The sequence below is a fragment of the Sphingomonas sp. GC_Shp_6 genome (assembly GCF_026540835.1).
Classification (GTDB): domain Bacteria; phylum Pseudomonadota; class Alphaproteobacteria; order Sphingomonadales; family Sphingomonadaceae; genus Sphingomonas.
Map to the genome: position 1 here is coordinate 22,761 of NZ_JALNUO010000009.1, position 18,932 is coordinate 41,692.

The following is an 18,932-nucleotide window of genomic DNA, read 5'->3' on the forward strand; positions in this document are numbered from 1 at the left end:
TCTTCCTTTAACCGGATCAGGCGCGTGCCGCCTTGGCCTCGATCAGCCGCGCGGCAGCGATATGGCCGATCCGCTTGCATCCCCGCGGGGCCGATGCTAACCGCCGGCCACCATTCGACAAGCGCGGTTTCGCGCCATCCCGTCGCTTGGCCCGGCAATGTTGAGCAACGAGGAAACGAATCGCGTGGAGGCATCCGGCGGTATTCAGGCGAGCTTAGGCGGGCGCTATGCGCTGGCGCTGTTCGAGCTCGCACGCGACGCGAACGCGATCGACCGGGTCGAGGCGAGCCTCGCGACGGTTCGCGACGCGCTTTCCGCTTCGGACGATTTCCGCACGCTGACGACGAGCCCGCTCGTCTCGCGCGCCAACGCCGCCAAGGCGGTGTCGCAGACGGCCGACCAGCTCGGCCTCGACCCGACGACGCGCAGCTTTCTCGGCGTGCTGGCCGAAAACCGCCGGCTCGACCAACTGCCCAAGATCATGCGCGCCTTCCGCACGCTGGCCGCCACGCATCGCGGCGAGGTCGCGGCCGAGGTGACGTCGGCGCATCCGCTCGACGAAGGCCAGGTCGACGCGCTGAAGCAGCAGCTGCGCACCCGCGTCGGCCGCGAGGTCTCGGTCGATCTCTCGGTCGATCCCGATCTCCTCGGCGGGCTCGTCGTCCGCATCGGCTCCCAGATGATCGACAGCTCGATCCGCACCCGTTTGAACGCTCTCGCGCACGCGATGAAAGGCTAATTCATGGATATCCGCGCCGCAGAAATCTCGAAGGTCATCCGTGACCAGATCAGCAATTTCGGCGACCAGGCCCAGGTCTCCGAGACCGGCCAGGTGCTGAGCGTCGGCGACGGCATCGCGCGCATCTACGGGCTCGACAACGTCCAGGCGGGCGAGATGGTCGAATTCGCGAACGGCGTGCAAGGCATGGCGCTCAACCTGGAGGCCGACAATGTCGGCGTCGTGATCTTCGGCTCGGATGCCGAGATCAAGGAAGGCGACGTCGTCAAGCGCACCGGCACGATCGTGGACGTGCCGATCGGCAAGGGGCTGCTCGGCCGCGTGGTCGACGGCCTCGGCAATCCGATCGACGGCAAGGGCCCGATCGAGACGACCGAGCGCAGCCGCGTCGAGGTGAAGGCGCCGGGCATCATCCCGCGCCAGTCGGTCAGCGAGCCGATGCAGTCGGGGCTGAAGGCGATCGACGCGCTCGTGCCCGTCGGCCGCGGCCAGCGCGAACTCATCATCGGCGATCGCCAGACCGGCAAGTCCGCCGTCGCGATCGACGCCTTCATCAACCAGAAGGGCGTCAACGCCGGCACCGACGAGAGCAAGAAGCTCTATTGCGTCTATGTCGCCGTCGGCCAGAAGCGCTCGACCGTGGCGCAGCTCGTCCGCACGCTGACCGAGCAGGGCGCGATGGAATATTCGATCGTGGTCGCCGCGACCGCGTCGGACCCTGCGCCGCTCCAGTTCCTGGCGCCCTATACGGGCACCGCGATGGGCGAATATTTCCGCGATCGCGGGATGCACGCGCTGATCGTGTTCGACGATCTGTCGAAGCAGGCGGTCGCCTATCGCCAGATGTCGCTGCTGCTGCGCCGCCCGCCGGGCCGCGAAGCCTATCCCGGCGACGTGTTCTATCTCCACAGCCGTCTGCTGGAGCGCGCCGCCAAGATGTCGGACGCCAATGGCGGCGGCTCGCTGACCGCGCTGCCGATCATCGAGACGCAGGCGGGCGACGTCTCGGCCTACATCCCGACCAATGTGATCTCGATCACCGACGGCCAGATCTTCCTCGAGACCGATCTGTTCTTCGCGGGCATCCGCCCGGCGATCAACGTCGGCCTGTCGGTCAGCCGCGTCGGCTCCGCCGCGCAGACCAAGGCGATGAAGAAGGTGTCCGGCTCGATCAAGCTGGAGCTGGCGCAGTATCGCGAGATGGCGGCGTTCGCGCAGTTCGGCTCGGACCTCGACGCCTCGACTCAGCGGCTGCTGGCGCGCGGCGCTCGCCTGACCGAACTGCTGAAGCAGAAGCAGTTCTCGCCGATGCCCTTCGAGGAGCAGACCGCGTCGATCTTCGCCGGCACCGCAGGCTATCTCGATGCGGTGAAGGTCGAGGACGTGGTGCGCTACGAGGCGGCGATGATCGCCGATCTGCGCGCCAACCACGCCGATGTGCTGACCAAGATCCGCGACACGCGCGATCTGGGAGACGAAGCCAAGACCGGGCTGAAATCGGCGCTGGACGCATTCGCGAAGACGTTCGCGTAATCATGGACTGATCCCCGGCCGAGGCGGGGGACCAGGCTTTCTTCTGGACTGGACTCCGGCCTTCGCCGGGGAACGAAGGCGCTAAATGGCATCTCTCAAGGCCCTCAAGATCCGCATCGGCTCGGTGAAGTCGACGCAGAAGATCACCAAGGCGATGAAGATGGTCGCCGCCGCCAAGCTGCGCCGCGCGCAGGAGGCGGCGGTCGCCGGCCGTCCCTATGCCGAGCGGCTGGAGCAGGTGATGGCCAGCCTCGCCTCCAAGGTGAGCGTCAGCGAATCCTCGCCGAAGCTGCTGGCGGGCACCGGCAAGGATCAGGTCCATCTGATCGTCGTCGCCACGTCGGAGCGCGGCCTGGCTGGCGCGTTCAACACCAACATCGTCCGCGCCGCGCGCAAGCAGGCCGAGGCGCTGGAGGCGGCGGGCAAGACGGTGCATTTCTACCTCGCCGGCAAGAAGGGCCGCGTTCTGCGCCGCTTCTACCCGACGCAGATCGTCGCCGATTACGAGCTGGGCGGGATCAAGCGCGTCGGTTTCGGCGATGCGCAGGGCCTGGCGCAGGATCTGATCCGCCGCTTCGAGGCGGGCGAGTTCGACGTCGCGCATCTGTTCTACGCCAAGTTCGTCTCGGCGCTGGTGCAGGAGCCGACCGGCATGCAGATCATCCCGGTCGCCATCCCCAAGGATGCGGCGGCGCCCGGCGGCAACGTCGCCGCGGTCGAATATGAGCCCGACGAGGAGGCGATCCTCGCCGACCTGCTGCCGCGCAACGTCGCCATCCAGATCTTCCGCGCCATGCTGGAGAACGCCGCCTCCGAACAGGGCAGCCGGATGAACGCGATGGAGAATGCGACCAAGAACGCGGGCGACATGATCAACCGCCTCTCGATCCAGTATAACCGCACCCGCCAGGCCGCGATCACGACCGAGCTGGTGGAAATCATCTCGGGCGCCGAAGCGCTCTAAGAATCGCAAGCAGGAAGAACCGCAATGGCCACCGCCGCTGAAGACATCCGCCCGACCCAGGATACGGGCCGCACCAACAATGTCGGCACGATCGCCCAGGTGATCGGCGCCGTCGTGGACGTGCATTTCCCCGAGAACCTGCCCGCGATCCTCTCCGCGCTCGAGACGGACAACAACGGCAACCGGCTCGTGCTCGAGGTGGCGCAGCATCTGGGCGAGAACACGGTGCGCACGATCGCGATGGACGCGACCGAGGGTCTGACCCGCGGCCAGACGGTGCGCGACACCGGCAGCCAGATCATGGTGCCGGTCGGCCCCGCGACGCTCGGCCGCATCCTGAACGTGATCGGCGAGCCGATCGACGAGCGCGGCCCCGTCGGCACCGACATGCGCGCGCCGATCCATGCCGAGGCGCCCCCCTTCATCGACCAGTCGACCGAGAGCGCGATCCTCGTCACCGGCATCAAGGTGATCGACCTGCTCGCGCCCTATGCGCGCGGCGGTAAGATCGGCCTGTTCGGCGGCGCCGGCGTCGGCAAGACCGTGTTGATCCAGGAGCTCATCAACAACATCGCCAAGGGCCATGGCGGCGTGTCGGTGTTCGCCGGCGTCGGCGAGCGCACCCGCGAGGGCAACGATCTCTATCACGAATTCCTCGACGCGGGCGTCATCGCCAAGGATGCGGACGGCAATCCGACGCCCGACGGCTCCAAGGTGGCGCTGGTGTTCGGCCAGATGAACGAGCCGCCGGGCGCACGTGCGCGCGTCGCGCTGTCAGGTCTGACGATCGCCGAATATTTCCGCGATACCGAAGGGCAGGACGTGCTGTTCTTCGTCGACAACATCTTCCGCTTCACCCAGGCGGGCGCGGAAGTGTCGGCGCTGCTCGGCCGCATCCCCTCGGCGGTGGGCTATCAGCCGACGCTGTCGACCGACATGGGTGCGCTGCAGGAGCGGATCACCTCGACCAACAAGGGCTCGATCACCTCGGTCCAGGCGATCTACGTTCCCGCGGACGATCTCACCGATCCGGCGCCGGCCACCTCGTTCGCGCATCTGGATGCGACGACGACGCTGAACCGCGCGATCTCGGAACTCGGCATCTATCCGGCGGTCGATCCGCTCGATTCGACCAGCCGCGTGCTGGAGCCGCGCGTGGTCGGGCAGGAGCATTACGAGACGGCACGCGCCGTTCAGTCGCTGCTCCAGCGTTACAAGTCGCTGCAGGACATCATCGCCATCCTCGGAATGGACGAGCTGTCCGAAGAGGACAAGCTGACCGTGCAGCGCGCTCGCAAGATCCAGCGCTTCCTGTCGCAGCCCTTCCACGTCGCAGAGGTCTTCACCGGCATCCCCGGCAAGTTCGTGCAGATCGAGGACACGATCCGCTCGTTCAAGGCGGTGGTCGACGGCGAATACGACCATCTGCCCGAGAGTGCGTTCTACATGGTCGGCGGTATCGACGAAGCCGTCGCCAAGGCCGAGAAGATGGCGCAGGAAGCGTAAGGGAAAGCCCGATGCTCCATTTCGAACTCGTCACCCCCGAAAAGCTGATCCGCTCGGAGGAGGTGTATATGGTCACGGTGCCGGGCACCGAGGGTGACTTCGGCGTGCTGGAGGGCCATGCCCCCGTCATGTCGACGATCCGCGACGGTGCGCTGGTGATCCAGCGCACCCAGGGCGCCGCGCCCGAGACGATCGTGATCGAGGGCGGTTTCGCCGAAGTGAACGATCGCGGACTGACCGTGCTGGCCGAACGCGCGCTGTAAGGAGACTATCGAGCGATAGCCGATATTCTCCTACACTGTTCCCCGGCGAAGGCCGGGGTCCAGTTGCAAAGGCTTTTCTGAAAGCCACGGAGGTTCCCAACTGGGCCCCGGTCTTCGCCGGCGAACGGATGGGTCGTGTTGATCGCCGAACCGCCCCCGGTCATAAAAAGCTATATGGGTCCACGTCCACGCTGACCCGCACCTTCGCCGACCATTCGACACCGCCGAGCCAATCGCGGATCACGTCCTGCACGTCGAGCGCACGGCGAGCGTGCACCAGCAGCCGGTGGCGATGGCGGCCGCGCAGCATCGAAAGCGGCGCGGGCGCGGGGCCATAGACGTGCATGCCCTCCACGTCGGGCGCGGCGCGGCCGATCCGGGTGGCGGCGTCCTGCGCGGCGGCGGCCTCTTCGGACGACACCACGATCGCGGCATAGCGGCCGAAGGGCGGGGCGCCCGCGTCTCGCCGCGCCTCGGTCTCGGCATGGTAGAAGGCGTCCGCGTCGCCCGTCACCAGCGCCTGCATCACGCGCGCGCGCGGGCTGTGCGTCTGGATGAACACGCGGCCGGGCTTGGCGCCACGCCCGGCGCGGCCGGACACCTGGCGGATCTGCTGGAAGGTGCGCTCCGCCGCACGCAGGTCGCCGCCTTCCAGCCCCAGGTCGGCATCGATCACGCCGACGAGCGTCAAATTGGGGAAATGATAGCCCTTGGTCACGAGCTGCGTACCGACGACGATGTCAATGTCGCCCGCCTCCATCCGCCCGACGAACTCGGCCGCCTTGGCGGGGGACCAGATCGTGTCCGACGTGACCACCGCGACCTTCGCCTCGGGGAACAGCGCGGTCACCTCGTCGGCGATCCGCTCCACGCCGGGGCCGCAGGCGACGAGCGTGTCCTCGCCCTGGCATTCGGGGCAGGCGCGCGGCGTCGGCATGACATGGCCGCAATGATGGCAGGCAAGGCGGCGGACGAGGCGATGCTCCACCATCCACGCGGTGCAATTGGGACATTGGAAGCGGTGGCCGCAGGTGCGGCACAGCGTGAGCGGCGCATAGCCGCGGCGATTGAGGAACAGCAGCGACTGTTCGCGCCGGGCGAACGTCTCCTCCAGCGCCTTCACCAGCGGCGGTGCGATCCAGGTGCCGCGCTGGGGCGGCTGCTCGATCAGGTCGATCGCTTCGATGGTCGGCATCTCCGCGACGCCATAGCGGCCTGGCAGCTTCAGCTCGGCATAGCGGCCGAGCGCCACCTGCTGGCGCGTCTCGATCGCGGGCGTGGCGGAGGCGAGGATGACGGGGCAATGCTCGAACTTGCCACGCATCACCGCCACGTCGCGGGCGTGATAATGCACGCCCTCTTCTTGCTTGAAGCTCGTCTCGTGCGCCTCGTCCACCACGATCAGCCCGAGATCGGCATAGGGCAGGAACAGCGCCGACCGTGCGCCGACCGTGACCAGCGCCTGCCCGTCCGCGATCGCGCGCCACGCGCGGCGGCGCTGCGTCGAGCGCAGGCCCGAATGCCAGGCGACGGGTTCGCAGCCGAAGCGATCGTGGAAGCGCTTCAGGAACGGCTCGGTCAGCGCGATCTCGGGAAGCAGGACGAGCGTCTGGCGGCCGGCGCGGATCGCGGCGGCGACCGCTTCGAAATATACCTCGGTCTTGCCCGAACCGGTCACGCCGTCGAGCAGCGTGGGGGCGAAGGCATGCGCCTCGACGCCAGCCACCAGCGTGTCCGCGGCGGCCTGCTGGTCGGGCGAGAGGATGGGCACGGCATGGCCGGGATCGGGCCGGGGAAAGGGGCTGTCGATCGCCACCGTCACCGCCTCGATCGCGCCCGATTTCACCAGGCCGCGGATCACCCCGTCCGAAACCTCCGCGATCGTCGCCAGTTCGCGGATCAGCCCCTGGCGGTCGCCGATCCGGGCCAGCGCCTGTTCGCGCTGTGGCGTGAGGCGGGGCGGGATGGTGCCGGTGGCGCGGTATTCGGTCGCGGTGCGCGCGCCCTCCAGCGCGGAGGTGGAGGCGAGCGTCATGCGCAGCACCGCGGCGGGCGGGCTGAGATAATAGGCCGCGGTCCATTCGACGAGCCGGCGCAGCGGGGCGCGCAGCGGCGGCACGTCCGCGACGCCCAGCAGCGGGCGCAGGCGGTTGTCGCCCACCTCTGCGTCGGACGGCATCCGCTCCGGTTCCCACGCCACGCCCAGCAACTGCCGGGGCCCGAGCGGCGCGATCACCACCGATCCGGGCTGGACCGTCATGCCGTGCGGCACGCGGTAGTCGAGCGGCCCGAGAGCGGCGTTGAGGAGCAGGACGCGGGCGCGGGACATCGGCGCGGTATATGGGGCGCCCCGCCTGCAAGGTGAAGCCTTCGGACCGTCAGGCGGCGTGCTGGATGCCGCGGCGGCGCTCGTCGCGGCGGCGCTCGCCGATCCGGATCCGCTTGGCCGCGTAGAGGCGCGTATCGACCAGATGGACGAAGTCGCGCACCGCCTCCACATCGCCCGGCAGCAGGGCAGCGCCGACTGTTGCCGAAGCGGCCATCGTCAGCCCGTTCGCGGTGACGGGCATGTGCAAGGCGGCTTCGACTCGAGCGGCCAGCGCGTTCGGGTCTGCGGCAAGACGGGGATCGTCCACGATCAACGCGAATTCGTCGCCGCCGAGCCGCGCCGCGAAGCTGCCGCCAAGCCAGGCTTCGCCGAGCTGCTGCCCGATGCCGCGCAGCACGTCGTCGCCCGCCAGATGGCCGAGCGTGTCGTTGATCTGCTTGAAGCCGTCGAGATCGATCAGCACGAGCGCGAGCGGGGTGTCCTCGGCATGCGCGGCCGCGATCCGCTCGGCGAGCGTGCGGTCGAACGCGGCGCGATTCGCGATGCCGGTCAGTTCGTCGCGGTCGGCGCGGCGGCGCAGCCCCTCCTCCATCGCATGGCGGTCGGTGATGTCCTGGAACACGCCCACCAGCGCCTCGGGCTCGCCGCCTGCGGTTTCCAGTTCGCCTATGATCCGCACCCGGCGCGCTTCGCCGGCGGTATTCAGGAAATCCGTTTCCAGGTCGAACGGCGTGCCGGTTTCGATCGTGTGCGCCAGCGCGCCGGTCACCAGGGCGCGGGCGTGCGGCGGATATTGCTGGAGCGCACCGCCCAGCGGCGGCGTATCGCCCACCGGCAGACCGTGGATCCGGTAGACATTCTCGGACCATTCGATCGCCTCGTCGGCCAGGCGTAGCCGCCACGATCCGATCATCGCCAACCGCTGGGCCTGCTGCAACTGGCGTTCGCGCCGCTCGCTCAGGCGCGTCATCGCCACCGCTTCGGAAGCCATGGCGCGCGCGGCGATCAGGGCATCGACCAGCACCGCCAGCCGCGTCAGCGCCTCGGCCTGCGCGTCGGTGAAGGTGCCGGGTTCGCATGCTGCCACGCACAGCGCGCCGATCCGTTCGCCTCCCGGAGCATGGAGCGGCGTGCCGGCATAGAAGCGCAGCCCATGGCTGCCATAATGATGCAACCGTCCCTCGCATCGCGGATCGACCGCGGCGTCCGGAAAAATGGTCATCCCCTCGGTCGTGATCGTCCAGTTGCAAAAGGCGATGGAGCGGGGTTCTGCGAAGCATTCGGCGCCTTCGACGGCCTTCGTCCACGCTCGGTCGCGATCGACCAGCGTGATGGCGGCGATCGGCAGGCCGGTCAGCCGCGTGGCGATCGCCACGACCGAGTCGAACTCGCGCTCGGGCAGGCTGTCCATGAGGTCGAGCGCGTGGAGCGCCGCCAGCCGTCCAGTCTCGTCGGCCATGGCGTCGGAAGATGATTCGGGAATGACCATAGTTCCGGGGCTTAGCCGGATATACGTTAAGGAAATTATGTAGTTGCGCTTGCCCGCCGGTGCCGGGGCGGGCATCCATCTCGGCGATGGACACCCCGCTGCCGATCCTGTGGAGCGAGCATCTGGCGCGCGATCGCCGCCGTTCGCCGCACACCGTGCGCGCCTATGGAGCGACCGTGGAACGGCTGATCGGCTTTCTGTCGGCGCATTGGGGCGAGCGCGTCGATCGGGCTGCACTCGCCCGAGTCACCGCGGCCGATCTGCGCGCCTTTCTGGCGCATCGGCGGGGCGAGGGGCTGGGCAACGCCTCGGCGGCGCGCGAACTTTCGGCGGTGCGCGGATTGCTCGCCTGGGCCAATGGCGAGGGCACCACGCCGCGATTGAAGGGGCCGCGGGTGAAGCCGGGCGTGCCGCGCCCCATCTCCCCGGCGGAAGCGGTGGCGCTGGCGGAGGAGGTGGCGGACGATGCCGCCGAAGACTGGATCGGTGCGCGTGATTGGGCAATCCTCCTTCTTCTCTACGGCGCCGGGCTGCGCATCGGGGAGGCGCTGGCGCTGACCGGGCGGATCCTGCCGCTCGGCGACACGCTCGTCGTCACCGGCAAGCGCGACAAGATGCGAACGGTGCCGCTGTTGCCGCAGGTGCGCGCCGCGATCGAGGCCTATGTGGCACGCGTGCCCTGGGAATGCCCGCGCGATGCGCCGCTGTTTCGCGGCGCGAAGGGCGGGCCGCTGTCGCCGGGGGTGCTGCGCCAGGCGGTGCGCGCGGCGCGGGGGCGGCTGGGGCTGGCGGCGCGAACCACGCCGCACGCGCTGCGCCACAGCTTCGCCACGCACCTGCTCGGCCGCGGCGCCGATCTGCGCGCGCTCCAGGAATTGCTGGGGCATGCGAGTTTGCGCTCGACGCAGATCTACACCGCGGTGGACGCCGCGCACCTGCTCGACGTGTACCGGAACGCGCATCCCCGGGCGTGAACCGCGCCTCGATGGAGCGAATGGCGCGCTGGGGGATTGTGGCTCGTAACGCCCCCGTACCGAGGCGGCGTTCGATGGGAGCTTCCTCCCGCTGAAAGGATAGAATGATGACGCTTTTCCGCACCGCCGCCCCGATCCTCGCCGCGCTGGCTATGACCGCGGCGATGCCCGCCACGGCGCAGACCACGAACGAGGTGAAGGTGAGCCACGACACCGGCATGCACGACGGCATGCGCACCCACACGACGAAGGTCGTGCATGTCCGCAAGCACAAGACCCGCCGCGCCAAGCGCATCCTGGGCGTGAAGGTGGGCCACAAGACGCGCACGACCAAGGTCGTCCGCGAAACGACGCGCTCCGCCAACGGCGACGTGTCGACGTCGGTGAAGACGTCGCATTGATCCTTAGGTAGCGTGAAGGGGAGGGCATCGCCGATCGGCGGCGCCCCCCCGATCGCCCGCGGCCTCAGGCCTTGGTCGAGTGGGAGAAGCTCGGGTCGATCGCATCCCCGTTCGCGGGACGGGACATCAGCAGCTTCGCGACCCCCAGAATGAACAGCGCGACGGGCACCACGATGGTGTAATTGGGTGCGTTGAGCATGTGCAGGGCCGAAAGCAGGACGAGCGACGCCCCCACGGCAAAGATTCCAGTGCGATCCATGATGATCCTCTCCCTTTTATTTTTCCCGAAGCTGCGATGGATGGCAGCGGCCGTCAATGGGAAAAGCGAGGGAGGATCGGCCGGCGTGTCGCGACGCCGACGAATGCTTGAATTTGCTTGTCGTCTTTACCGCGCGCTGCGCCCTCAACCCAGCCGCGCCTCGATCGCGTCCCAGATCATGCCCGCGACATCGGTGCCGTCGAAGCGTTCGATCGCGACGATGCCGGTGGGGGAGGTGACGTTGATCTCGGTCAGCCACTTGCCGCCGATGACGTCGATGCCGACGAAGATCAGCCCGCGGCGTTTCAGTTCGGGGCCGAGCTCCGCGCAGATCGCGCGTTCGGTGTCGGTCAGTTCGGTCTTCACCGCCGAGCCGCCGACCGCGAGGTTCGAACGGATCTCGCCTTCGCCGGGCAAGCGGTTGATCGCGCCCGCGATTTCGCCGTCGACCAGCACGATGCGCTTGTCGCCCTTCGCCACATCGGGGAGGAAGGCCTGGATCATGTGCGGCTCGCGCCACGTCATGTTGAACACCTCGACCAGCGCCGAGAGGTTGGCGCCGTCACGCTCCACCTTGAAGATGGCCTTGCCGCCATTGCCGTGGAGCGGCTTCACCACGATCGCGCCGTGCGTGTCGAGAAAGGCGCGCGCCTCCTCCAGGCTGCGCGTGACGAGCGTCGGCGGCATGAAGTGCGCATAATCGAGCACGAACACCTTTTCCGGCGCGTTGCGGACACTGGCGGGGTCGTTGACGACGAGCGTGCGGTCGGCGATCCGCTCCAGAAGATGGGTCGCGGTGATGTAGCCCAGGTCGAACGGCGGATCCTGCCGCATCAGCACGACATCGGCCTCGTCGCCCAGGTCGAGCGTCACGGGTTCGCCGAACCGGAAGTGATCGCCGGCGACGCGCTGCACGGTCACCGGGTGCGCCTTGGCCCAGAGGTGGCCGTCCGAATAGGTCAGGTCCTCCGCCAGATAGTGGAACAGCCGGTGCCCGCGCGCCTGCGCCGACAGCATCAGCGCGAAGGTGGAATCGCCGGCGATGTTCAGGCCGGCGAGCGGGTCCATCTGGACGGCGACGGTGAGTGGCATGGAAGACCTTTCGTGAATGGCCGGCAGGTAGGTCGGGGCGGCGCGAATGTCACGGCATCCACGCATTCTCGATGTGTCGGGGCCGCATGCCGGGCGCGATGAGGATCACGTCGACGCGGATATCGTCGCCCGCGCCGGCATAGCGCGGCATGAGGATCTCGGCCGCCGCCGCGACTCGCGCGAGGCGGCGTTCGTCGATCGCGAAATCGAGCTCGGCGGGGGTGGCGCGCAGCTTTACCTCGACAAAGGCGACCAGCGCGCCGCGCCGCGCGACCAGATCGACTTCGCCCGCCGGGGTGCGCACGCGCCGATCGAGAATCCGCCAGCCCTTCAGCCGCAGCCACCATCCCGCGAGCCGCTCGCCACGACGGCCCGCGGCCTCGGCGATGCGGCGGTCCCTCACGCCTTCATCGCCAGTGCGCGGGCATAGAGCGTCTTGCGGTCCAGCCCCAGCGCCTTGGCCACCTCGCCCGCGGCTTGCCCCGGGGAGAGGCGGGTGAGCGCCTCGGCGAGCGCGGCGTCGCCATCCGCTTCGCTGGCGGGCACCGGCTCGCCGGGCGGCGCGACGACGATCACGATCTCGCCCTTGGGCGGCGCGTCGGCATAGCGCGCGGCGAGGGCGGCGAGCGTTCCCGTCACCGCCTCCTCGAATCGCTTGGTGATCTCGCGCGTCACCGCCGCTTCGCGGTCGCCCAGCCGCTCGGCGAGCAGCGCGAGCGTGGCGGCGAGGCGCGGCCCCGATTCGTACAGCACCAGCGTCGCGCGGACGCCGCCGATCTCGTCGATCGCGTCTGTCTTGGCCTGTGCTTTCGGCGGCAGGAAGCCGACGAAGAGGAACCGGTCCGTCGGCAATCCGGCCAGCGTCAGCGCGGCGACCGCGGCGCACGGCCCCGGAATGGTGACGACCAGATGCCCCGCCGCGCGCGCATCGCGCACCAGCTTGAAGCCGGGATCGGAGATGAGCGGCGTGCCCGCATCCGAGACGAGCGCGATCGCCTCGGTCCCCATGCGCGCGACGAGGCCGGGGCGGACGGCCTCGGCATTGTGATCGTGGTACGGCGTCATCGGGCGTTTGGTGCCGATGTGGCGGAGCAGGCCGGCGGTGACCCGGCTGTCCTCCACCGCGATCGCGTCGGCATGCGCCAGGACGTGCGCCGCGCGGGGGGAAAGGTCGCCGAGATTGCCGATCGGCGTCGCGACGATGTAGAGACCGGGGGAGAGAACAGAAGAATCCATGGGGACGATCATGCCAGAGGCGGGAACGATGGGACAGACGCGGATGGCATGGCGGCGCTGGAGCGCGATCGGCGCGGCGTGTCTGCTGGCCGCATGCCAGACGCTGGTGCCGCGCGCACCGGTCGAGGCGCCGCCACCGCGCGCCACCACCCGCGCCGCGCCGCGTGCCCAGCCGCGCGTCGAGACGAACGTGACTCAGGATGCGCAGCGCAACCGCGTCGCGCTGCTCGTGCCGCTGTCCGGCGGCAATGCGGGCGTGGGGCAGTCGATCGCGAACGCGACGATGCTGGCGCTGCTCGACACGCAGAACGACCGCGTGCGGATCACCAATTACGACACCGCGACCGGGGCCGCCGCGGCGGCGCAGCGGGCCATCGCGGACGGCGCGCAACTGATCCTGGGGCCGCTGCTCGCCGAGGATGCACGCGCGGTGGGGCCGATCGCGCACGCGGCGAACGTCCCCGTCATCAGCTTTTCCAACGACACCGGTGTGGCGGGGAACGGCACCTATGTGATGGGCTATGCGCCCGCGCAGTCGATCCAGCGCGTGGTCGATTTCGCCAAGGGACGCGGTGTCACCACCTTTGCCGGGCTCGTCCCCAACGGCCTCTATGGCGAGCGCGCGTCGACCGCGTTCCTGCGCGCGGTGGAGGGCAGCGGCGGCCAGGTCGTCTCGCTCCAGACCTATGGTCGCACGCCTGGCGCGATCGGTGCGGCGGCGAATCGGCTGGTGGCGAAGGCCCCCTATGGCGCGGTGCTGATCGCCGATTCGGGCGCGACCGCGGCAGCCGCCACGCCGCTGGTGAAGAAGGGCAGCGGTGCCTCGACCCGGATCCTCGGCACCGAATTGTGGAATTCGGACGGCGCGCTCGGCAGCCGCGCGGCGCTGACCGGAGCGTGGTTCGCGAGCGTGTCGGACACGCTCTACCGGCAATATGCGGGCAAATACCGCGCGCGCTTCGCCAGCGGGCCGTATCGCCTGTCGAGCCTCGGCTATGACGCGGTGCTGCTGACGGTGCGGATCGCGCGCGACTGGCGGGTGGGAACGCCTTTTCCGGAAAGCCGCCTGCGCGATGCGGACGGATTTTCGGGGATCGACGGCGCGTTCCGCTTCGGCCGCGACGGCGTCGCCGAACGCGCGCTGGAGGTGCAGGAGGTGCATCCCGGCGGCGCGACGATCGTCTCGCCCGCGCCGAGCGGGTTCGGGCGGTGATGCCGTTACGCGATCGATAGGCCCGGGGCGGGGGCGCCGGTCACGATCTCCGGCAGGATCGCGTCGAGCAGCAGCGCGCCCGCTTCGGTCACGCGCAGCCGGTCGCCTTCGTGGTGGACGAGACCCTGTGCTTCCATCCGCCCGATCGCCGGCCAGTCGAGCGGCGCGGTGCCGCCCGCCAGCGCCGCCACCCGCGCGACGCCGATCCCCTCGCGCAGCCGGAGCCCCATCAGCAACGCCTCGCTCGCGCGCTCGTGCGGGGTGAGGGGATCCTCGATCTCGATGCCGTGTCCATTGCGCGCCACCGCGGCGATCCAATTCTCGGGCTTGCGGCGGCGCATCGTCGCCATTCCGCCGCGCCGGCCATGCGCGCCGGGGCCGATCCCGGCATAATCGGTGTAGCGCCAATAAGCGAGATTGTGGCGGCTCTCCCCGCCCGGCCGCGCATGGTTGGAGGTTTCGTAGGCGGGAAGCCCCGCCGCCGCCGTCATCGCGCGAGTCATCTCGAACAGGTCGGCGGCGGTGTCGCCGTCGGGCACCACGATCCGCCCCGCCGCCGCCTCGGTCGCGAAGCGCGTGCCGGGTTCGATCGTGAGCTGGTAGAGCGAGAGATGCTCGGTGCCGAAGCCGATCGCGCGAGCGAGTTCGGCGTTCCATTCCGCCAGCCGATGGCCGGGGCGCGCATAGATCAGGTCGAAGCTGACGCGCGGGAACACGGCCTGCGCGATCCCGAGCGCGGCGAGGCCTTCCTCCACGCCGTGCGCGCGGCCCAGAAAGGCGAGCGTCGCGTCGTCGAGCGCCTGCAACCCCAGCGATACCCGGTTCACCCCCGCCGCCGCCAGATCGGTGAACCGCGCGGCCTCGACCGAGGAGGGGTTCGCCTCCAGCGTGATCTCGATCCCGGCATCGAAGCCCCAGGCGCGCTCGGCCGCGTCCAGCACGGCGGCGACGGTCGCGGGCGGCATCAGCGATGGCGTGCCGCCGCCGAAGAAGATCGAGCCCAGCCGCCGCCCCGGCAGCATCGCCGCCTCGTGGCGAAGGTCGGCGAGCAGAGCGGCGGCCCAAGCGGCCTGATCCACTTCATCGCGCACATGGCTGTTGAAGTCGCAATAAGGGCATTTGGAGACGCAGAACGGCCAGTGGACGTAGAGCGCGAGCGGGGGTTCGGCGGCGTTCATGGTGCGCGCGCTATGGGCCGAAGCAAGGCCAGATCAAAGCGCGTTACAATGGATGCGCGTTCGCGCATTTTCCTCCACCAAAGACTGGCCTATGCTGTCCACCGGACGCACCGCCGGTCGGGCATCAAACAGGGGACGGGTCATGCTCAAGCAACTTGCCCGGATCGCGCTGGTTCTCGCGGTCACGCTCACGTATCAGGAACACGCAATGGCTGAGCAAGCAGGTCACGTCACCGGCATCGGCGGCATATTCGTCAAGAGCAAGGATCCGAAGGCGCTCGCGAACTGGTATCGCGACATGCTCGGCCTCGATGTCAAAGCATGGGGCGGGGCGGCATTGCCGTTCGATACGCCGGGCCATCCTCCGAAAGTTTCGTGGACGGCGTTCCCGGACACCAGCGACTATCTGGCCCCGTCGAACCGCGATTTCATGGTGAACTTCGCGGTCGACGACATGGATGCGATGGTCGCGCGGCTGACTGCACACGGCGTTGCGATCCTCAAGCGCGACGACGATGATGCGTTCGGCCGGTTTGCCTGGATCCAAGACCCGGACGGGACCAAGGTCGAGCTCTGGCAACCGAAGCGGGGCTGAGGCGAGACGCTGAAAACCGTGCCGCCAACCTCACCTTCGCAATCGCGCTCGAGCGGCCAGTCACGCCCGCGGCATTGAGCCTACGCCCGGTGCTTTAGAACACCGCCGCCACCAGTTGCCCGAACGCATCGGCGCGGTGGCTGATCGCGTGTTTGGCATCCGGATCCATTTCGCCGAAGGTGTCGTCGCGGCCATCGGCCTGGAACATCGCGTCATAGCCGAAGCCCTTGTCCCCGCGCGGCGGCCAGACGAGCGTGCCGTCGACGCGCCCCTCGAACCATTCGACATGGCCGTCGGGCCAGGCGAGCGCGAGCGCGCAGACGAAATGGGCGGAGCGCGCCATGTCCGGCTCTTCGTTCAACCGGTCTTCGACCAGCCGCATCGCGAGGTCGAAATCCTTGTCCGGCCCGCCCCAGCGCGCCGAGAAGATGCCGGGATCGCCGTTCAGCGCATCGACGCACAGCCCGCTGTCGTCCGCCAGCGCCGGCAGGCCCGACAGGTCGGCCGCCTGAAGCGCCTTCAGCTCGGCATTGGCGACGAAGGTGACCCCCGTCTCTTCGGGCTCGGGTAGGTCGAGCTCGGCGGCCGACACGACGTCCATTCCGTGTCCGGCCAGCAGGGCGCCGATCTCGCGCACCTTGCCGGGATTGTGGCTGGCGATCACCAGCCGGCCCGGCTTCAGCTTGCGGATCGCCTGCGGCTCCCGACCTTCCCCGCTCACCGTGCGACCGCGTTGGCTTGCGCGGCGAAGATGTCGGTGCAGCCGATCCGGGCGAGGCGGAGCAGGCGAAGCAGCGCCTCCTCGTCATAGGTGGCATGTTCGGCGGTGGCCTGCGCCTCGGCGATGTTGCCGTTTTCGAGCAGCACGAAATTGCCGTCGGCGTCCGCGTTCGAATCCTCGTCATAATCGAGATCGAGCACCGGCGTGCCCTGGTAGATGCCGCAACTGACCGCGGCGACCTTCTGCCGGATCGGATCGACCGTGAGCTTGCCGCTCGCCATCAGCCCGTCGACCGCGAGACGCAGCGCGACCCACGCGCCCGAGATCGAGGCGGTCCGCGTGCCGCCATCGGCCTGGATCACGTCGCAATCGAGCACGATCTGGCGTTCGCCGAGCGCTTTCATGTCCACCACCGAACGCAGCGAGCGGCCGATCAGCCGCTGGATCTCCTGTGTGCGGCCCGATTGCTTGCCCTTGGCGGCCTCGCGGTTGCCGCGGGTGTGCGTGGCGCGGGGCAGCATGCCATATTCCGCCGTCACCCAGCCTTCGCCCTTGCCGCGCAGGAAGGGCGGCACGCGCTCCTCGATCGAGGCGGTGACGAGCACCTTGGTGTCGCCGAAGCCGATGAGCACCGAGCCTTCCGCATGGCGGGTGAAGCGGGGTTCGATGCTGATCGCCCGCATCTGGTCTGGGGCGCGGCCGGATGGGCGCATGGGCATGATCCTGTTGCAACGGTGAATAATGTCGCCGCGGCCTAGCCTTTCACATCGGCGCTCGCCAGCCTAGATCGGGGGCATGGCCGCGCTTCCCGTCACCGAGCTCACCGATCGTGCGCGCGCGATCTTCCGCGCGGTGGTCGACAGTTATCTGGCGAACGGCGCCCCCGTGGGGTCGCGCACCATCCAGCAGATTTCCGGGATCAGCCTGTCGCCCGCCTCGATCCGCGGCGTGATGCAGGAACTGGAGGAGTTGGGCCTCCTCGCCAGTCCGCATACCAGCGCGGGCCGGCTGCCAACCGACCGCGGCCTGCGGCTGTTCGTCGACGGCATGATGCAGGCGCTGGAGCCGACCGCCGAGGAACAGGCCGCGATCGAACGGCGCGCGGGTGGCGGCGGCCCGGTCGAGGAGGCGCTCGCCGCCACCACCGCGGCGCTGTCGGGCCTGTCGGCCTGCGCGGGGCTGGTGATGGTGCCGCGGCGCGAGATCGTGCTCCGCTCGATCGGTTTCGTGCCCCTGTCCGCCGAACAGGCGATGGCGGTGCTCGTCAGCCAGGACGGATCGGTCGAGAACCGGATGATCGCGCTGCCGCCGGGCATGAACCCCTCCGCGCTGGTCGAGGCGGGCAATTACATGAGCGCGACGCTCGGCGGACTGACGCTGGCCGAGGCGCGGGCGCGGCTCGAGCGCGAACTGGCGGATGGCCGCGCCGCGATCGATGGCGCCGCGCGCACGCTGGTGGAACGCGGGATCGCGGTGTGGAGCGAGGATGCCGGTCGCCGCCCGGTGCTGATCGTGCGCGGGCAGGGGCGGCTGATCGACGCGGCGGATGCCGCGGACCTGCAACGCGTCAGCGACCTGCTCGACGATCTGGAGGGCAAGCAGGAGGTGGCCGGCCTGCTCGACAGCGCGCGCGCCGGCAACGCCACGCGAATCTTCATCGGCGCGGAGAACAATCTGTTCGCATTGTCGGGATCGTCCGTCATCGCACGGCCGTTCTGTGGGCCGGGCGGGCGCGTGCTCGGTGTGGTGGGCGTGATCGGGCCGGTGCGGTTGAACTATGCGCGCGTCGTGCCCATGGTGGATTTTACGGCCGGCGCGCTCGCCCGGCTCATGGGCTGATGCCTTCGATATTACAGGGAAATGCAGTGACCGATACCGAGAACACCGACCTGCGCGATGCGACGGCCGAGGCCGCACCCGAAGTAGCCGAGCACGATCGCGTGGCCGAGCTGGAGAACCAGCTGGCCGAAGCGAAGCAGAATGTCCTCTACGCCCAGGCCGAGGTGCAGAATGTACGCCGCCGCGCCGAGAAGGAGGCGCAGGACGCCCGCGCCTATGCCACCACGAACTTCGCGCGCGACATCCTGTCCGTCGCCGACAATCTGGAGCGCGGACTGGCCGCGATCCCGGCCGAGCTGCGCGCCGACGACAAGATGAAGGGCCTCGTCGCGGGGCTGGAAGCGACGGGTCGCGAGCTCGCCTCGGTGTTCCAGCGTAACGGCATCACCCGGATCGCCGCGATGGGCGAGCCGCTCGATCCCAACAAGCACCAGGCGATGATGGAGATGCCGAGCGACGCGACGCCCGGCACGATCGTCCAGGAAATGCAGCCCGGCTATATGCTGAAGGACCGCCTGCTGCGCCCTGCGCTGGTGGCGGTAGCGAAGGCGGGTTGACGAAGGTGCCTTCGGGCGGAGCTCGAAGAGCATGAAGGACGCCG

General features: G+C 69.0%; 20 protein-coding genes. 11 read left to right on the plus strand and 9 right to left on the minus strand.

Going from position 1 to position 18,932, the window contains the following annotated elements; all coding sequences use genetic code 11:
• The first annotated feature begins 184 nt into the window (after window positions 1-184).
• The 5 genes from OXQ95_RS11645 to OXQ95_RS11665 all read left to right on the plus strand — a co-directional run bounded on the left by OXQ95_RS11645 (window position 185) and on the right by OXQ95_RS11665 (window position 5,005).
• The gene (locus OXQ95_RS11645; RefSeq protein WP_242096755.1) at window positions 185-739 is read left to right on the plus strand and encodes a F0F1 ATP synthase subunit delta; all 555 of its coding nucleotides are present in this window, start codon (window positions 185-187) and stop codon (window positions 737-739) included.
• 3 nt (window positions 740-742) lie between these two features.
• Window positions 743-2,272 carry a F0F1 ATP synthase subunit alpha gene (gene atpA / locus OXQ95_RS11650; protein WP_242096756.1) on the plus strand — a complete coding sequence of 510 codons (1,530 nt, stop codon included), beginning with the start codon at window positions 743-745 and terminating at the stop codon, window positions 2,270-2,272.
• Window positions 2,273-2,357: 85 nt separating this feature from the next.
• Window positions 2,358-3,236, plus strand: a complete 879-nt coding sequence (locus tag OXQ95_RS11655; protein WP_267381672.1) for a F0F1 ATP synthase subunit gamma — start codon at window positions 2,358-2,360, stop codon at window positions 3,234-3,236.
• Between the two features lie 24 nt (window positions 3,237-3,260).
• On the plus strand, window positions 3,261-4,742 hold the full coding sequence (atpD, locus tag OXQ95_RS11660) for a F0F1 ATP synthase subunit beta (protein WP_242096758.1): 1,482 nt from the start codon (window positions 3,261-3,263) through the stop codon (window positions 4,740-4,742).
• Window positions 4,743-4,753: 11 nt separating this feature from the next.
• A complete protein-coding gene (locus OXQ95_RS11665; protein ID WP_242096759.1) occupies window positions 4,754-5,005 on the plus strand; it encodes an ATP synthase F1 subunit epsilon in 252 nt (83 codons plus the stop codon).
• Window positions 5,006-5,165: 160 nt separating this feature from the next.
• On the opposite strand, the gene OXQ95_RS11670 is transcribed toward OXQ95_RS11665, so the two are convergent.
• Window positions 5,166-7,334 carry a primosomal protein N' gene (locus OXQ95_RS11670; protein WP_267381673.1) on the minus strand — a complete coding sequence of 723 codons (2,169 nt, stop codon included), beginning with the start codon at window positions 7,332-7,334 and terminating at the stop codon, window positions 5,166-5,168.
• Window positions 7,335-7,383: 49 nt separating this feature from the next.
• Window positions 7,384-8,793 (minus strand): diguanylate cyclase, encoded by a 1,410-nt coding sequence (locus OXQ95_RS11675; RefSeq protein WP_267381674.1) that lies wholly within the window; start codon window positions 8,791-8,793, stop codon window positions 7,384-7,386.
• Between the two features lie 116 nt (window positions 8,794-8,909).
• Between OXQ95_RS11675 and OXQ95_RS11680 the strand changes: the two genes are divergently transcribed.
• Together OXQ95_RS11680 and OXQ95_RS11685 are read left to right on the plus strand one after the other, a co-directional pair.
• The gene (locus OXQ95_RS11680) at window positions 8,910-9,797 is read left to right on the plus strand and encodes a tyrosine recombinase XerC (RefSeq protein WP_267381675.1); all 888 of its coding nucleotides are present in this window, start codon (window positions 8,910-8,912) and stop codon (window positions 9,795-9,797) included.
• A gap of 107 nt (window positions 9,798-9,904) precedes the next feature.
• The gene (locus tag OXQ95_RS11685) at window positions 9,905-10,198 is read left to right on the plus strand and encodes a hypothetical protein (RefSeq protein WP_242096763.1); all 294 of its coding nucleotides are present in this window, start codon (window positions 9,905-9,907) and stop codon (window positions 10,196-10,198) included.
• Window positions 10,199-10,262: 64 nt separating this feature from the next.
• On the opposite strand, the gene OXQ95_RS11690 is transcribed toward OXQ95_RS11685, so the two are convergent.
• The 4 genes from OXQ95_RS11690 to rsmI all read right to left on the minus strand — a co-directional run bounded on the left by OXQ95_RS11690 (window position 10,263) and on the right by rsmI (window position 12,797).
• On the minus strand, window positions 10,263-10,457 hold the full coding sequence (locus OXQ95_RS11690) for a hypothetical protein (RefSeq protein ID WP_267381676.1): 195 nt from the start codon (window positions 10,455-10,457) through the stop codon (window positions 10,263-10,265).
• Between the two features lie 144 nt (window positions 10,458-10,601).
• Entirely contained in the window at window positions 10,602-11,549 is a 948-nt protein-coding gene (gene gshB, locus OXQ95_RS11695; protein WP_267381677.1) for a glutathione synthase, read from the minus strand.
• A 49-nt stretch (window positions 11,550-11,598) separates the two neighbouring features.
• Window positions 11,599-11,952: a YraN family protein gene (locus tag OXQ95_RS11700; RefSeq protein WP_242096766.1), complete on the minus strand. Its 354-nt coding sequence runs from the start codon at window positions 11,950-11,952 to the stop codon at window positions 11,599-11,601.
• Entirely contained in the window at window positions 11,949-12,797 is an 849-nt protein-coding gene (gene rsmI / locus OXQ95_RS11705; protein WP_267381678.1) for a 16S rRNA (cytidine(1402)-2'-O)-methyltransferase, read from the minus strand. The genes OXQ95_RS11700 and rsmI overlap by 4 nt, the downstream gene beginning before the upstream one ends.
• 16 nt (window positions 12,798-12,813) lie before the next feature.
• Here rsmI and OXQ95_RS11710 point away from each other — a divergent pair, with 16 nt between their 5' ends.
• The gene (locus OXQ95_RS11710; RefSeq protein ID WP_242097049.1) at window positions 12,814-13,998 is read left to right on the plus strand and encodes a penicillin-binding protein activator; all 1,185 of its coding nucleotides are present in this window, start codon (window positions 12,814-12,816) and stop codon (window positions 13,996-13,998) included.
• A 5-nt stretch (window positions 13,999-14,003) separates the two neighbouring features.
• On the opposite strand, the gene hemW is transcribed toward OXQ95_RS11710, so the two are convergent.
• Window positions 14,004-15,176: a radical SAM family heme chaperone HemW gene (hemW, locus tag OXQ95_RS11715; RefSeq protein WP_267381679.1), complete on the minus strand. Its 1,173-nt coding sequence runs from the start codon at window positions 15,174-15,176 to the stop codon at window positions 14,004-14,006.
• 142 nt (window positions 15,177-15,318) lie between these two features.
• Between hemW and OXQ95_RS11720 the strand changes: the two genes are divergently transcribed.
• Window positions 15,319-15,771, plus strand: a complete 453-nt coding sequence (locus OXQ95_RS11720) for a VOC family protein (protein WP_267381680.1) — start codon at window positions 15,319-15,321, stop codon at window positions 15,769-15,771.
• Window positions 15,772-15,865: 94 nt separating this feature from the next.
• Here OXQ95_RS11720 and rdgB read toward each other — a convergent pair whose 3' ends face one another.
• Both rdgB and rph read right to left on the minus strand, forming a co-directional pair.
• Window positions 15,866-16,492, minus strand: a complete 627-nt coding sequence (gene rdgB / locus OXQ95_RS11725) for an RdgB/HAM1 family non-canonical purine NTP pyrophosphatase (RefSeq protein WP_267381681.1) — start codon at window positions 16,490-16,492, stop codon at window positions 15,866-15,868.
• Entirely contained in the window at window positions 16,489-17,205 is a 717-nt protein-coding gene (gene rph, locus OXQ95_RS11730) for a ribonuclease PH (protein ID WP_267381682.1), read from the minus strand. The genes rdgB and rph overlap by 4 nt, the downstream gene beginning before the upstream one ends.
• 82 nt (window positions 17,206-17,287) lie before the next feature.
• On the opposite strand from rph, the gene hrcA reads away from it, so the two are divergent.
• Window positions 17,288-18,331 (plus strand): heat-inducible transcriptional repressor HrcA, encoded by a 1,044-nt coding sequence (hrcA, locus tag OXQ95_RS11735; protein WP_242096772.1) that lies wholly within the window; start codon window positions 17,288-17,290, stop codon window positions 18,329-18,331.
• A 26-nt stretch (window positions 18,332-18,357) separates the two neighbouring features.
• Entirely contained in the window at window positions 18,358-18,888 is a 531-nt protein-coding gene (gene grpE / locus OXQ95_RS11740; protein ID WP_267381683.1) for a nucleotide exchange factor GrpE, read from the plus strand.
• Window positions 18,889-18,932: the final 44 nt, after the last annotated feature.